This is a genomic window from Candidatus Pantoea persica (assembly GCF_013753875.1).
GTDB classification, from domain to species: domain Bacteria; phylum Pseudomonadota; class Gammaproteobacteria; order Enterobacterales; family Enterobacteriaceae; genus Pantoea; species Pantoea persica.
Genome location: NZ_SMDS01000021.1, coordinates 121,660 through 136,241 on the forward strand (window position 1 = coordinate 121,660; position 14,582 = coordinate 136,241).

Below are 14,582 nucleotides of genomic sequence, written 5' to 3' on the forward strand. Positions count from 1 at the left end.
TAGAAAATGAAGAATGTAGGTTTTATTGGTTGGCGTGGTATGGTCGGCTCCGTGCTGATGTCGCGCATGAGCGAAGAGCGTGATTTCGATGTCATCAATCCTGTCTTCTTCTCTACCTCGCAGCTTGGACAGGCCGCGCCGATGTTTGGCGGCAGGTCGACCGGCGCGCTGCAGGATGCCTTTGATATCGACGCGCTGAAGGCGCTGGATATCATCATCACCTGTCAGGGCGGCGACTACACCAGTGAAGTCTATCCGAAGCTGCGCGCAAGCGGCTGGCAGGGCTACTGGATTGACGCGGCCTCGACACTGCGCATGAAATATGACGCCATCATTATTCTCGATCCGGTCAACCATCAGTTGATCCGTCAGGGCCTCGACAGCGGCATCAAAACCTTTGTCGGCGGCAACTGCACCGTCAGCCTGACGCTGATGTCGCTGGGCGGTCTGTTCGCGCAGGATCTGGTGGAGTGGGCCTCTGTCGCCACCTATCAGGCCGCGTCAGGCGGCGGCGCGCGCCATATGCACGAGCTGCTGACCCAGATGGGCATGTTGCACAACCACGTCTCGCCCGCGCTACAGGACCCGGCCTCCGCTATTCTCGACATCGAGCGCAGCGTGACCGACCTGACCCGTTCCGGCACCCTGCCTACCGGCAACTTCGGCGTGCCGCTGGCGGGCAGCCTGATTCCGTGGATCGACAAGCAGCTCGACAACGGCCAGAGCCGCGAAGAGTGGAAAGGCCAGGCGGAAATCAACAAGATCCTCGGTACCTCGCGCACCATTCCGGTGGATGGCCTCTGCGTGCGCGTCGGCGCGCTGCGCTGCCACAGCCAGGCGTTTACACTGAAGCTGAAAAAAGATGTGCCGCTGGCTGAGATCGAACAGCTGCTGGCTTCCCATAACGAGTGGGTGAAAGTGGTGCCTAACGACCGCGAGCTGACCATGCGCGAGCTGACGCCGGCGGCGGTTACCGGCACCCTGACCACGCCAGTCGGTCGCCTGCGCAAGCTGAACATGGGGCCGGACTACCTCTCAGCCTTCACCGTTGGCGACCAGCTGCTGTGGGGCGCGGCGGAGCCGCTGCGCTGCATGCTGCGACTGCTGGTCGACTAAGCGAAAAAAACTAAGCGAGGCCGGGATTTTCCTGGCCTTTTGCCTGAATATTCTGAAATAAGCCAAACTGCTTACCTCATTGTTCGTGCCCAGCGCGTTCAATGGCCAGCTCTAAAATTCGAAATTGTGGATAACGCCGGACGCCTACGCATCAAAGTTGACCCTTACGCCTTCGAGGCGCAGATGCGGCCGCAAACGGCGTTGATGATCTGCGGCCTACCGCCCAAGGTGGAGATGACAGAGGAGCGCAAGACGCGCAACAACTTCGATGCGCCTATCTCCGTCTACGAGGTGCATCTCGGCTTATGGCGTCGCCATACCGACAATAACTTCTGGCTCAGCTACAAGGAGCTGGCGGAGCAGCTGCTTCGATGGCAGCTGGGGCTATCAGCCGCTCGGCCTCTACGCGCCGTTTTGGCACGCGCGACGAGTTCCGCTACTTCATCAACGCTGCGCACGAGGCGGGCCTCAACATGCTGCTCGACTGGGTACCGGGCCACTTCCCCAGCGACATTTCGGCCTAGCGCAGTTCGACGGCACCTCACTTTACGAGCACAGCGACCCACGCGAAGGCTACCATCAGGACTGGAACACCCTGATCTACAACTTAGGCTGCTGCGAAGTCAGCAACTATCTGGCGGGCAACGCCCTCTATTGGCTGGAGCGCTACGGAATTGACGGCCTGCGCGTCGACGCTGTGGCTTCGATGATCTACCGCGGCTACAGCCGCGCCGAGGGCGAATGGGTGCCAAACCACTTAGGCGGCCGGGAAAACCTCGAGGCCATCACCTTTTTACGCTACACCAACCGCACGCTGGGGCGCGCCGCGCCCGGCACCGGCACCGAAGATTCCACCGACTTTAACGGCGTCTCGCGTCCGCCGGAATCGGGCGGCCTCGGCTTCTGGTACAAGTGGAACCTGGGCTGGATGCACGACACGCTCGACTACATGAAGCTCGATTCGGTCTACCGCAGCCATCATCACGACCTGATGAGCTTCGGCATGATGTACAACTACAGCGAAAACTTTATGTTGCCGCTCTCCCACGACGAGGTGGTGCACGGCAAAAAGTCGATTCTCGATCGTATGCCGGGCGATGCCTGGCAGAAGTTCGCCAACCTGCGCGCCTATTACGGCTGGATGTGGGCGTTCCCCGGCAAAAAGCTGCTGTTTATGGGCGACGAGTTCGCGCAGGGGCGCGAATGGTATCACGATTCCAGCCTAGACTGGCACCTGCTGGAGGGCGCCGACAACTGGCACCACGGGGTGCAGCGCCTGGTACGCGACCTGAACCACACCTATCGTCACTATGCGCCGCTGCACCAGCTCGATTTCGATCCTGCCGGCTTTGAGTGGCTGGTGGTGGACGACCGCGAAAATTCGGTCTTCGTCTTTGTGCGCCGCGACCACGACCGCGACCGCGACGGCAACGAGCTTATTGTCGCCAGCAACTTTACGTCGGTGCCGCGCCATCACTATCGTTTTGGCGTCAACCAGGCGGGCCGCTGGCGTGAGGTGATTAACACCGATCAGCACAGCTCCCACGGCAGCAATACGCGCAATCCCGTGGTGCACACCAACGAAATACCCAGCCACAACCGGGCGCAGTCGCTCGCTCTGACGCTGCCGCCGCTGGCGACGATCTGGCTGGTGAAGGAGGCGGAATGACGCTGCTACCGGGACGCGCGTCGAACTCTGCCTGTTCAACGAGGGCAACAAGTGTCGCTTCGCGCTTCCCGGGCGCACCGGTGATATCTGGCACGGCTATCTGGCCGCGCTGAAACCGGGCCAGCGCAACGGCTTACGTGTACACGGCCCCTGGGCGCCGGAGCGCGGCTACCGTTTTAACCCGGCGAAACTGCTGGTCGATCCTTGTGCCCGCGCGGTCGAGGGCGATGTGCCGGACGACGCGCGTCTTTACGGCGGCATCGCGCAGTCTGATGCGCAAGACAATGCCGCCGTCGCACCTAAATCGCTGGTGGTGGCGGAAGATTTCGACTGGGACGGCGATGTCGGGCCGCGCACGTCCTGGGGCAACACTGTTATCTATGAGGCGCACGTGCGTGGCCTGACCCAGCGGCATCCGGAAATTCCGGAATCGCTGCGCGGCACTTACACCGCACTTGGCCATCCTGTTATGGTGAATTACCTGCGCCATCTCGGCGTGACAGCGCTGGAGCTGCTGCCGGTGGTGGCGCATTTCGCCAGCGAGCCGCGCCTGCAGCGGCTGGGGCTGAGCAACTACTGGGGCCAACCCTTTCGCGCTCTGGGCGGTGGACCCGCGCTACGCCTCGCAGCAGAGCGCGTCGCCTTTGCAGGAGTTCCAGCAGGCGGTGAAAAACCTGTATGCGGCCGGCATCGAAGTGCTGCTCGACGTGGTGTTCAACCATACCGCCGAGCTGGAAGAGATAGGCCCGACGCTGTCACTGCGCGGCGTCGACAACGCCAGCTACTACTGGCTCACGTCGCAGGGCGAGTATGAGAACTGGACCGGCTGCGGCAATACGCTGAACCTCAGCGATCCCCAGGTGATGCAGTGGGCGCTGGAGGCGCTGCGCTACTGGGGGCGCGTCTTCCACGTCAATGGCTTTCGCTTCGATCTGGCGACGGTGCTGGGGCGCCCGCCCGATTTTTCCGCGCACGCGCCGCTGTTCGAGGCGATTAAAGCCTGTCCGCTGCTCTCGCAGGTGAAGCTGATCGCCGAGCCGTGGGATATCGGCCCTGGCGGCTATCAGGTCGGCAACTTTCCGCCGCTGTTCGCCGAATGGAACGATCATTTTCGCGACGACGTGCGGCGCTTCTGGCTGCATCGCGAGATCAGCAACGGCGCGTTCGCGCGACGCTTTGCCGCCTCCAGCGACGTTTTTCAGCGCGAGGGCCGTTTGCCTCACGCCGCGGTTAACCTGATTAACGCCCATGACGGCTTTACGCTGTGCGACCAGCTGAGCTTCAACCACAAGCACAACCAGGTAAACGGCGAGGACAATCGCGACGGCAGCAGTAGCAACCGTAGCAACAACCACAGCGTCGAAGGGCTGCGCGCCAGCTTCGAGGTTATCGAGCGCCGCCGTCTTAGCGCGCACGCGCTGCTGACCACGCTGCTGCTGGCGCAGGGCACAGCGATGCTGCTCGCCGGCGACGAGCGCGGCCACAGCCAGCACGGCAACAACAACGCCTACTGTCAGAACAATGAGCTAACCTGGCTCGACTGGCAGGAAGAAGAGAGCAGTCTGGCGGATTTTACCGCAGCCCTGATCCGTTTGCGTCAGCAGATCCCGGCGTTAACCGCCGATCGCTGGTGGCAAGAGGGCGACGGCAATGTGCAGTGGCTGAATGCTAGCGGCAGGCCAATGTAGCGAGAGGAGTGGGAACAGAAGGCGAACAGAATGCAGATTCTGCTCTCCGCCCGCTGGTTAATAACAATAAACGGCACGGATGGGGTAGGTGACATCGCCTTACCAGACGGAGAATGGTGTGCCGTTCCTCCTTTCGCCGGGGATGACAACCCCATTTTGTCGACTGTCTGGCATGGTCCCGCACACGGCGTGTGCGTGTTCCAAAAGAAATCATAAGGAATCAGGCATGGTTAAGTTAGACAGAACTGATCACCTGATGCTGGCCCGCCAGCTTCCTACACAGACGGTCGCGCTGATCTTCGCCGGGGGAAGAGGGACGCGCCTGAAAGACCTGACCGCGAAACGCGCCAAGCCAGCGGTGCACTTTGGCGGCAAGTTTCGCATTATCGATTTCGCCCTCTCCAACTGCATTAACTTGGGTATACGCCGCATCGGCGTGATTATCCAGTATCAGCCGCATACGCTGACGCAGCACGTTCAGCGCGGCTGGTCTTTAATGAAGAGATGAATGAATTCGTCGATTTGCTACCGGCGTAGCAGCGGACGTCGATCGAGCACTGGTATCGTGGCACCGCCGAGGCGGTGACGGTGACGGTGACGGTGACGGTGACGGTGACGGTGACGTAGAATCTCGATATTATTCGCCGCTATCAGGCGCAGTACATCGTGATTCTGGCCGGGGATCATATTTATAAAATGGACTATTCGCGCACGTCGACGCCAACGCGAAGTGCACCATCGCCTGCCTGCCGGTGCCGATTCATGAGGCGACCGCTTTTGGCGTCATGGCGGTGGATGAGCAGAATAAAGTGATCGATTTTGTCGAGAAGACACCGCAGCCGCCTGCGATGCCGGGCGACGATACCTAGGCGCTTGCCAGCATGGGGATCTACGTCTTTAACGCCGACTACCTCTACCAGCTGCTGGAAGAGGATCTGCAGGAGCCGGCGTCCAACCACGACTTCGGCAAGGATATCCTGCCGAAAGTGGTGGTGAGCGGCGAAGGGTACGCGCACTCGTTTACGCTCTCCTGCGTGCAGCAGGATGAGACATCGCCGCCTTACTGGCTGGCGCGATGTGGGCACGCTGGAGGCTTATTGGCGCGCCAATCTCGATCTCGCGTCGGTGACGCCGGAGCTGGATATGTATGACCATACCTGGCCGATCCGCACGCATATGGAGCCGTTGACGCCCGCTAAGTTTGTGCAGGACCGCTCGGGCAGCCACGTTATGACGATGAACTCGCTGATCTCCAGCGGCACCATCATCTCAGGATCCCGTGGTGGTTAACTCCGTACTGTTCCCGCACGTGCGCGCGAACTCCTATTGTATTGCATATTGCAATATTGATTCCGCCGTGCTGCTGCCCGATGTGGTGGTGGGACGCTCCCGCCGCCTGCGCCGCTGCGTGACCGACCGAGCCTGCGTGCTGCCGGAAGGCATGGTGATAGGAGAGAATCCTGGCGAGGACAGTCGCCGGTTTTACCGTTCAGAAGAGGGTATCGTTCTGGTCACACGCACCATGCTTGCTAGGCTGGCCGGCGCGTAGCCGTTAACGATAAAAAGCACCAGATAATCGACGCGAGGATCGCGCCCGATCACTTATTAAGAGGCCGAGGATGCAGGTTTTACATGTCTGTTCAGAACTTTTTCTGCTGCTGAAAACCGGCTGGGTTGGCTGATGTTGTTGGGGCATTGCCGCAGGCGAAGATTGCTGACGGAACGGATACGCGGGTGCTGTTGCCCGCCTTTCCCGATCTGCGCAAAGGGATCCCGAAACGGAGGTGGTGGCTGAGCTGCAGAGCTTTGCCGGTCCAGTGCGGCTGCTGTTTGGCCACTTCAATGGCGTCGGCATCTATTTGATCGACGTGCCGGAGCTGTATGACCGCCCCGGTAGCCCGTATCACGATATGTCGTAGTTCGCCTATGTGGATAACTATATGCGCTTCGCCCTGCTGGGCTGGATGAGGTGCGAAATCGCCAGCGGGCTGGATGCCTACTGGCGGCACGATATCGTCCACGCGCACGATTGGAACGCGGTCTGACCTGCGCCTGTCTGGAAGCGCGCGGCCGGCCGGCTAAGTCGGTGTTTACCGTGCACAACCTGTGCCTATCAGGGATTATTTAACGCCCGTCATCTGGATGAAATCGAGCCGCCGCAATCTTTCCTAAATATGCCCGGGCTGGAGTTCTACGGTCAGATCTCCTACCTGAAGGCGGGCCTGTTCTATGCTGACCACGTGACGGCGGTCAGCCCGACCTATGCGCATGAGATTACGTGCCCGGAGTTCGGCTACGGCATGGAGGCGATGCTAGAGCAGCGGCTGCGCGAAGGGTGCCTGAGCGGCATCCTGAACGGTGTCAATCCCGGCATCTGAGACCCCGCCCACGATCTACTGCTCAATGCGCGCTATAACCGCGACACGCTGGAAGCGAAGGCGGAGAACAAACGGCAGCTGCAGATCAGCCATGGGGCTGAAGGTTGACGACAGCGTGCCGGTGTTCGCGGTGATCAGTCGTCTGACGCGGCAAAAAGGGCTGGATCCCTGCTGGCGCAGGGCGGCCAGCTGGTGCTGTTGAGGCAGGGCGACGCCGAGCTGCAGCAGGGCTTTCTGGCAGCGTTGGCGTGCAGATCGGCTATCACGAAGCCTTTTCGCACCACATCGTCGGCGGCGCGGATGTGATTATTGTGCCGAGCCGCTTCAAGCCTTGCGGCCTGATACAGCTCTACGGGCTGAAATATGGCACGCTGGTGCGCCGCACGGGCGGCCTGGCGGATACGGTGAACGACAGCTCGCTGGAAAACCTCGCCGACGGTATCGCTAGCGGGTTTAGCTTCGAAGACGCAACGCCTGGTCGCTGCTGCGCGCGATCCGACGCGCGTTTGTTTTATGGTCATGGCCTTCGCTCTGGCGCTACGTACAGCGGCAGGCGATGGGGATGGATTTCAGTTGACAAGTGGCTGCGCAGGCCTACCGTAATCTTTATCAACGTTTGCTGTAATGAGAGATTGGGATAACTGATATGAATGCTCCTTTCACCTACATATCGCCGACACTGACGATCGAAGCGCTGAAACACTCGATTGCCTATAAGCTGATGTTTACGATTGGCAAGGCTCCTTCGGTCGCCAACCAGCACGACTGGCTTAACGCCTCGCTGCTGGCGGTGCGCGACCGCATGGTCGAGCGCTGGCTGCGATCCAGCCGCGCGCAGCTGTCGCAGGATGTGCGCCAGGTGTACTACCTGTCGATGGAGTTTCTGCTGGGCCGGACGTTAGGCAACGTGCTGCTGGCGATGGGCATTTATGACGATCTCGATCAGGCGCTGGACGAGATGGGGCTGAACCTCGCCGATTTAATGGAGGAGGAGAACGACCCTGGCCTCGGCAACGGCGGCCTAGGGCGACTCGCCGCCTAGCTTCCTCGACTCGCTCGCCACGCTGGGGCTGCCGGGGCGCGGTTACGGCATTCGCTACGACTACGGCATGTTCAAACAGAACATTATCGACGGCGAGTAGAAAGAGTCTCCCGATTACTGGCTGGAGTACGGCAACCCGTGGGAGTTCCAGCGCTACAACATGCGCTACAAGGTGTGCTTTGGCAGCCGCATCCAGCACGAGGGCACCAAGGTGCGCTAGCTGGAGACCGAAGAGATCGTGGCGATGGCCTACAATCAGATTATCCCCGGCTTCGACACTGACGCCACCAATAAGCTGCGCCTGTAGGGCGCGCAGGCAAGCAACGAAATCAACTTCGGTAAATTCAACCAGGGCGACTACTTTGCGCCCGTTGAGGACAAGAACCACTCGGAAAACGTCTCGCGTGTGCTCTATCCCGACGACTCGACCTACTCGGGGCGCGAGCTGCGCCTGCGTCAGGAGTCCTTCTTGGTTTCCGCCACGGTGCAGGATATCCTTAACCGGCACTGGCAGATGCATAAGACCTGGGCCAACTTGGCGGATAAGATCGCCATCCACCTTAACGATACCCATCCGGTGCTGGCGATTCCGGAGCTGATGCGGTTGCTGATCGACGAGCACAAATTCAGCTGGGACGACGCCTTTGAAGTAACCTGTCAAGTCTTCTCCTACACCAACCACACGCTAATGAGCGAGGCGCTGGAAACCTGGCCGGTGGAGATGATCGGCAAGATCCTGCCGCGCCACCTCGGCATTATTTTTGAAATTAACGACTACTTCCTGAAGACGATTCAGGAGTACTACCCGGACGACTGGGATCTGCTGTCGCGCATCTCGATCATTGATGAGAACAACGGCCACCGCATTCGGATGGCGTGGCTGGCAGTGGTGGTGAGCCACAAGGTCAACGGCGTTTCCGAGCTGCACTCTAACTGATGCTGCAGTCGCTGTTCGCTGATTTCGCCCGGCTGTTACCAGGGCGCTTCTGCAAAAAAACCAATGGTGTGACGACGCGCCGCTGGCTGGCGCTGGCCAACCCGGCGCTGTCGGAGTTAGCTGAATCAGCAGATTGACTATCCGGCCTTTATTGAAAAGGTGGCGGACGCCAAGTTCGCCAACAAGCGCCGCCTGGCGGACTGGGTGGCGAAAAATCTCGACGCGGTGCTCGATCCCAATGCGCTGTTCGACGTGCAGATCAAGAGCATCCATGAATACAAACGTCAGCTGCTCAACGTGCTGCACGTCATTACGCGCTATAACCGTATCAAAGCCGATCCCAGCGCCAACTGGGTGCCGCGCGTCAACATCTTCGCCGGCAAGGCGGCCTAGGGCCTATTACACTGCCAAGCACATTATTCACTGATCAATAACGATCCGCCGGTGAAGAACAAGCTGGAGGTGGTGTTTATTCCCAACTACAGCGTCAGCCTGGCGCAGATCATTATCCCGGCGGCGGATCTTTCCGAGCAGATTTCTACTGTGGGCACCGAAGCGTCCGGTACCAGCAATATGAAGTTCGCGCTGAACGGCGCGCTGACCATCGATACGCTGGACGGCGCGAATTTCGAAATGCTGGAGGACGTCGGCGAGGAGAATATCTTTATCTTCGGAACATCACGCCGCAGGTTGAGGCGCTGCGCAGCGGCGGCTATAACCCGCGCAAATATTACGAAGAGGATGCCGAGCTGCATCAGGTGCTGACGCAGATCGCTTCTGGCGTTTTCAGCCCGTAGGAGCCAAGCCGCTACCGTAACCTGTTCGACTCGCTGGTGAATTTTGTCGACCACTATCAGCTGCTGGTGGATTACCGCAGCTATGTGGATACCCAGGTATGAGCTTTATCGCAAGCCGGAAGAGTGGCAGCGCCGCGCGGCGATGAATATAGCCAATATGGGGTATTTCTCGTCCGACCGGACGATTCAGGAGTATGTGGAGGAAATTTGGCATATTAAGCCGGTGCGGTTATAGGAAGGAGACGGGCAGGCGGCCCGCCGGGTCGCTTTTTTGCCTGCTGCGCAGGCGGGCTGGTGAGCGGATTTCGTTTGCCGGGTAGTGGGGCAGTTTCATTTTTCCCGGTACGGGCGACCGAGCAGGGCCGGTAGGCGCCGGCCCTGCCCCGCGCCCCCGCCCGCTACTCCCTTCGCTCCGTCAGAAATCCTGACGGACCGGCTGGATTCGCCATCCCTGGCTCATGCCAGCCTCTTCGCGGCATCCCTGTCGCTCGTCCTGAAATCCTTCCTCCGCTTAGCGGCTGCGATGCCCCCCCCAAAACCCCCGCTGCAGGTTCTGTATGTTTCATGGCTACCGTCATCGCTGAAAACATGAGGAGCGTTCAGGCTAATGCCTGCCTTTTCGTGATATCCCTGCTGCCTGACCTGGAATCTCTGCTACGCGCAGCGACTGCGATGGCCTACACAACTTTTGCTGCAAGCTCTGTATGTTTCTTGGCTATTTTCATCGCTGAAAGCGACAATCACGCGCGCAGAGCGCGCAGCCGTCAATCAAATCAGGAAAATCACAGGCGGGGGAGTGCCGAGGCATCCGACACGCTGAGGCGCGCACGGTGGCCAGGACGAGCCGACAGGGAGGGGTAGGCCAGGACGGCCTGTCCCGACTGGTCCGTGAGGCCGACTTAAGCAACGAAGGGACCGCGCGTAGCGCGGCTGCTGAAGCTCCCTGCCGCCTGGCGGGCGGAACCCGCTCAGAGCCAACCCGCGCCTCGAACCCCAGCCCGCCTACGCAGCAGGCAAAAAAAACGTGGCCGAAGCCCCGCTTACTTTCCTTTAGCCTTTAGCTTGCCAGCGACAGACTTGGCTTCTGGCTGTGCATCGCCAGCCACTGCGCCACGCGCGCCTGCTGCGCCTCATTTAGCCACATGCCCTGCTTGGTGCGACGCCAGATCGCGTCGTCCAGCTCGCGCACCCACTCGTTTTGCACCAGATAGCGCAGCTCCGCCTCATAGAAGTCGTGGCCGAAATTCTCACCCAGATCTTCCAGACGCGTTGCGCCTTCCAGCAGCGTCTCGGTATTGCTGCCGTAGGTGCGGGCGTAGTGGCGCGCCATGATTTCGCTGATAAACGGATAGCGATGACGCAGGCTGGTGGCGTAATCTTCGCGCGTGCCGGCGATATCGCCGCCCGGTAGCACGCAGTTCTTCGTCCATGCGGGACCGGCATTGGGGAAGTATTTCACCAGTTTTTCCAGCGCGTGCTCCGCCAGCTTGCGGTAGGTGGTCAGCTTACCGCCGAACACCGACAGCAGCGGCGCCTGGCCGTTGTCGTCGCGCACGTCCAACGTGTAGTCGCGCGTAATTGCCTGCGGCGAGTCAGATTCGTCGTCGCACAGCGGACGCACGCCGGAGTAGCTCCAGACTACATTGTTGCGCTCCAGCTGCTTTTTAAAATGGCTGTTGTAAATCTTGAGAAGGTAGTCGATCTCGCTGTCGTCGATTTTGACGTTCTTCGGATCGCCTTTGTACTCGACGTCGGTGGTGCCGATAATCGAAAAGTCATCCATCCACGGAATAACGAACACGATACGGTTGTCTTCGTTCTGCAGAATGTAAGACTGCTTCTCGTTGTGCACGCGCGGCACCACAATGTGGCTGCCTTTAATCAGGCGGATGCCGTACAGGGATTTTAGCTTCAGGCCGTCGTCAAATAGCTGTTTTACCCACGGGCCAGCCGCATTCACCAGCGCTTTGGCGCGCCAGGTGTAGGTTTTGCCGCTGTCGACATCTTCCGCTTCTACCGTCCACAGGTTGTTTTCACGCCAGGCGCGCGCCACGCGAATGCGGGTACGCACTTCGCCGCCGCGCTTCACCACTTCCTGCGCATTCAGCACCACCAGACGGGCGTCGTCCACCCAGCAGTCGGAATATTCGAATCCGCTCATGATTTCCGGCTTAAGGTCGGAATCCGTGCCAAAACGCAAGCTCTTGCTGCCCGGCAGGCTGGTGTGCTTGCCTAAGTGATCGTATAAAAACAGACCGGCGCGAATCATCCATGCCGGACGCAGATGCGGACGATGCGGCAGGCGGAAACGCATCGGAAAGGCGATGTGTGGCGCCATCTTCAGTAGCACCTCGCGTTCCGCCAGCGCCTCGCTGACCAGCCGGAATTCGTAATATTCGAGGTAGCGCAAGCCGCCGTGAATCAGTTTTGAACTGGCAGAAGAGGTCGCGCAAGCCAGGTCCCGCGCCTCCAGCATTAGCACTGACAGGCCACGTCCTGCGGCGTCTGCTGCAATGCCAGCACCGTTGATGCCGCCGCCGATCACGATCAGGTCTTTGGTTTCCACGTTATTTCCTCCGATGTTCGGAATGTTTTATTATAGTTCGTTTTTAATCATAATTATAATCGCAAACCAACATTGATGCCAGTGTTTAACGTGGTAAAAACATTTTTGCTTGATATAGCTAACATTCTTGTTGATAAAAAAAATACAAAGCCGGACTTTTTGTCAGGTTATCGGCGCTTCTTAACACGTTACACTAGGTAGGCGCCAATTGTGCCGCCGTAATGAGAGAACTATGGAAACCTTCGAATGCATTAACGTCCAGCAGGCCAGCGAACGTCTCGCGCAAGGCGCGCTGCTGGTGGATATCCGCGATCCGCAAAGCTTCGCGCTCGGCCATGCGCACAGCGCGCTGCATCTCAGCAACAGCAACCTGAATGAGTTCCTGGCGATCGCCAGCCGCGAAGCGCCGGTACTGGTGATGTGCTATCACGGCAGCAGCAGCAAAGGGGCCGCGCATTACCTGCTAAGCCAGGGCTTCAGCAAAGCCTACAGCATCGAAGGCGGCTTCGACGCCTGGCGCGCCGCGTTTCCGGCGCAGATTGTCAACGGCGAGGTCTGACCCGTGCGCAACAAGTAGAGTGACCGATGGTGCGTATTACGCAGTTCAATAACCCGCGCATGGCGTAGGCCTTCGTCGACTATATGGCGACGCGCGGCGTCACGCTGCGCATCGAGCATGACGGCCATTACCTGATCGTACTGGATGATGAAAGTCAGCTCTCAATGGTCGAAAACGAACTTCAGCAGTTTGTGCGCCAGCCGGAGCATCCGCGCTATCAGGCCGTCAGCTGGCACACCGGCAACACCAAAAGCGGCTTGCGCTATGAGCGCGGCCACTTCTGGGCGAATATCCGCGAGCGCGCCGGCCTGCTGACCATGACGCTGCTTTTTATCTGTATCGCGGTCTTTATCCTGATGCAGATTGTCGGCGACCAGACGGTGCGGCTGTGGCTCAGCTGGCCGGACGGGCCGGGGCAATATTTTCAGGTATGGCGCTGGTTCAGCCATGCGCTGCTGCACTTCTCGCTGCCGCATATTCTGTTCCATCTGATGTGGTGGTATCTCGGCGGCGCGGTAGAGAAGCGTCTCGGCAGCGGCAAGCTGTTCGTGATTATGCTGATCTCCGCACTGCTCAGCGGCTTTGTGCAGGCAAAATTCAGCGGCATCTGGTTCGGCGGCTTGTCGGGGGTGGTCTATGCGCTGATGGGCTACTGCTGGCTGCGCGGCGAGCGCGATCCCGAAAGCGGCGTCTATCTGGAGCGCGGCCTGATTGGCTTTACGATTGTCTGGCTGGTTATCGGCTGGTATGGCGCCTTCGGCCTCGCCATCGCCATCGCCATCGCCATCGCCATCGCCAACGGCGCCCATGTGGCAGGACTGCTTACCGGGCTGGCGATGGCTTTTGTCGATACCCGAGCAGTACGGCGCCGCTAGCGCCGCGTAAGAAGAGAAAACAGGAGAGTAATGTGAAGCAGACGCAACGTCATGATGCCATTATCGAGCTGGTTCGGCGTCAGGGATATGTCAGTACCGAAGAGCTGGTAGAGCATTTTGAGGTCAGTCCGCAAACCATCCGTCGCGATCTCAATGACCTCGCCGATCAGAACAAGCTCCAGCGCCATCACGGCGGCGCGGCGCTGCCCTCTAGCTCGGAAAACACTGCCTGGCAGGAGCGTAAAATGATGTGGTCGGTGGAAAAAGTGCGTATCGCCGAACGCGTCGCCAGCGAAATCCCTGACGGCGCCACGCTGTTTATCGATATCGGCACCACGCCGGAAGCGGTGGCGCACGCGCTGCTCAACCATAAATACCTGCGCGTGGTGACCAACAACATTAATGTGGCGACGCTGCTGATGACCAAGCCCGACTTTCGGCTGATTATCGCCGGCGGCGAGGTGCGCACGCGCGACGGGGGCATTATGGGCGAGGCGACCCTCGACTTTATCTCTCAGTTCCGCCTGGACTACGGCATTCTCGGCATTAGCGGCATCGATATGGATGGCTCGCTGCTGGAGTTCGACTATCACGAAGTGCGCACTAAGCGCGCCATTATTGAAAACTCGCGCTGCGTTATGCTGGTGGTCGACCACTCCAAATTCGGCCGCAACGCGATGGTCAATCTTGGCAACATGGGGCTGATTGACCAGCTCTATACCGACAAACAGCCGCCTGCCAGCATTATGAAAGTGATCGAGCAGCATGAGGTGCAGCTCGAACTCTGCTAATCCCGCAGCGGCGCTTGCGAGCGGCAGAGCTCGCTCGCACCGTCGCCCCACGCGCTATCTTCTCCGCGAACGGCAGAGGCTATCCTCCCGTTCTTCTCGCTGACCCCGCCGTTGCTGCGAGCGTTTTTCATTGAATCCTGCCGCATCTTTCCGCACTGCCGTCT

The 14,582-nt window shown here is 59.6% G+C and carries 10 protein-coding genes and 5 pseudogenes; 14 read left to right on the plus strand and 1 reads right to left on the minus strand.

The genetic code is table 11. The features are described 5' to 3' along the window. Nucleotides 1–6: 6 nt before the first annotated feature. The 11 genes and pseudogenes from asd (at nucleotide 7) to EIO60_RS14275 (ending at nucleotide 9,862) form a co-directional block, all read left to right on the plus strand. Complete coding sequence (gene asd, locus EIO60_RS14220; RefSeq protein ID WP_258577168.1) at nucleotides 7–1,116, plus strand: aspartate-semialdehyde dehydrogenase; 1,110 nt, start codon at nucleotides 7–9, stop codon at nucleotides 1,114–1,116. 268 nt (nucleotides 1,117–1,384) lie between these two features. Beyond that, nucleotides 1,385–2,785 (plus strand): 1,4-alpha-glucan branching enzyme, encoded by a 1,401-nt coding sequence (gene glgB / locus EIO60_RS14225; protein ID WP_258577169.1) that lies wholly within the window; start codon nucleotides 1,385–1,387, stop codon nucleotides 2,783–2,785. A 31-nt stretch (nucleotides 2,786–2,816) separates the two neighbouring features. Next, nucleotides 2,817–4,689: pseudogene (gene glgX, locus EIO60_RS14230) on the plus strand (glycogen debranching protein GlgX). Nucleotides 4,690–4,699: 10 nt separating this feature from the next. Continuing rightward, nucleotides 4,700–6,022 (plus strand): annotated as a pseudogene (glgC, locus tag EIO60_RS14235) (glucose-1-phosphate adenylyltransferase). 235 nt (nucleotides 6,023–6,257) lie between these two features. Then, nucleotides 6,258–6,392: a hypothetical protein gene (locus EIO60_RS14240; protein ID WP_258577223.1), complete on the plus strand. Its 135-nt coding sequence runs from the start codon at nucleotides 6,258–6,260 to the stop codon at nucleotides 6,390–6,392. A 45-nt stretch (nucleotides 6,393–6,437) separates the two neighbouring features. After that, a pseudogene (locus tag EIO60_RS14245) lies at nucleotides 6,438–6,851 on the plus strand (glycogen/starch synthase). Between the two features lie 248 nt (nucleotides 6,852–7,099). Next, a complete protein-coding gene (locus tag EIO60_RS14250) occupies nucleotides 7,100–7,492 on the plus strand; it encodes a hypothetical protein (RefSeq protein ID WP_258577170.1) in 393 nt (130 codons plus the stop codon). 5 nt (nucleotides 7,493–7,497) lie between these two features. Beyond that, the gene (locus tag EIO60_RS14255) at nucleotides 7,498–7,893 is read left to right on the plus strand and encodes a glycogen/starch/alpha-glucan phosphorylase (protein WP_258577171.1); all 396 of its coding nucleotides are present in this window, start codon (nucleotides 7,498–7,500) and stop codon (nucleotides 7,891–7,893) included. A 28-nt stretch (nucleotides 7,894–7,921) separates the two neighbouring features. Beyond that, on the plus strand, nucleotides 7,922–7,993 hold the full coding sequence (locus EIO60_RS16275) for a glycogen/starch/alpha-glucan phosphorylase (protein WP_309484719.1): 72 nt from the start codon (nucleotides 7,922–7,924) through the stop codon (nucleotides 7,991–7,993). A gap of 228 nt (nucleotides 7,994–8,221) precedes the next feature. Next, nucleotides 8,222–9,595, plus strand: a pseudogene (gene glgP, locus EIO60_RS17325) (glycogen/starch/alpha-glucan family phosphorylase). A gap of 114 nt (nucleotides 9,596–9,709) precedes the next feature. Further along, entirely contained in the window at nucleotides 9,710–9,862 is a 153-nt protein-coding gene (locus tag EIO60_RS14275) for a glycogen/starch/alpha-glucan phosphorylase (RefSeq protein ID WP_258577173.1), read from the plus strand. Nucleotides 9,863–10,684: 822 nt separating this feature from the next. Here the strand turns inward: EIO60_RS14275 and glpD are convergent. Next, a complete protein-coding gene (glpD, locus tag EIO60_RS14280; RefSeq protein WP_258577174.1) occupies nucleotides 10,685–12,193 on the minus strand; it encodes a glycerol-3-phosphate dehydrogenase in 1,509 nt (502 codons plus the stop codon). Nucleotides 12,194–12,425: 232 nt separating this feature from the next. Here glpD and glpE point away from each other — a divergent pair, with 232 nt between their 5' ends. From glpE to EIO60_RS14295, 3 genes and pseudogenes are all read left to right on the plus strand, one after another. Continuing rightward, entirely contained in the window at nucleotides 12,426–12,752 is a 327-nt protein-coding gene (glpE, locus tag EIO60_RS14285; protein WP_258577175.1) for a thiosulfate sulfurtransferase GlpE, read from the plus strand. 29 nt (nucleotides 12,753–12,781) lie between these two features. Further along, nucleotides 12,782–13,627: pseudogene (gene glpG / locus EIO60_RS14290) on the plus strand (rhomboid family intramembrane serine protease GlpG). A gap of 32 nt (nucleotides 13,628–13,659) precedes the next feature. Continuing rightward, the gene (locus EIO60_RS14295; protein ID WP_258577177.1) at nucleotides 13,660–14,418 is read left to right on the plus strand and encodes a DeoR/GlpR family transcriptional regulator; all 759 of its coding nucleotides are present in this window, start codon (nucleotides 13,660–13,662) and stop codon (nucleotides 14,416–14,418) included. Nucleotides 14,419–14,582 lie beyond the last annotated feature (164 nt).

Bases quoted from the DNA above. Each gene is read 5' to 3' on its own strand.
- asd (WP_258577168.1), top strand. From the start codon at position 7: ATGAAGAATGTAGGTTTTATTGGTTGGCGTGGTATGGTCGGCTCCGTG.
- glgB (WP_258577169.1), top strand. From the start codon at position 1,385: ATGCGCCTATCTCCGTCTACGAGGTGCATCTCGGCTTATGGCGTCGCC.
- EIO60_RS14255 (WP_258577171.1), top strand. From the start codon at position 7,498: ATGAATGCTCCTTTCACCTACATATCGCCGACACTGACGATCGAAGCG.
- EIO60_RS14275 (WP_258577173.1), top strand. From the start codon at position 9,710: ATGTGGATACCCAGGTATGAGCTTTATCGCAAGCCGGAAGAGTGGCAG.
- glpE (WP_258577175.1), top strand. From the start codon at position 12,426: ATGGAAACCTTCGAATGCATTAACGTCCAGCAGGCCAGCGAACGTCTC.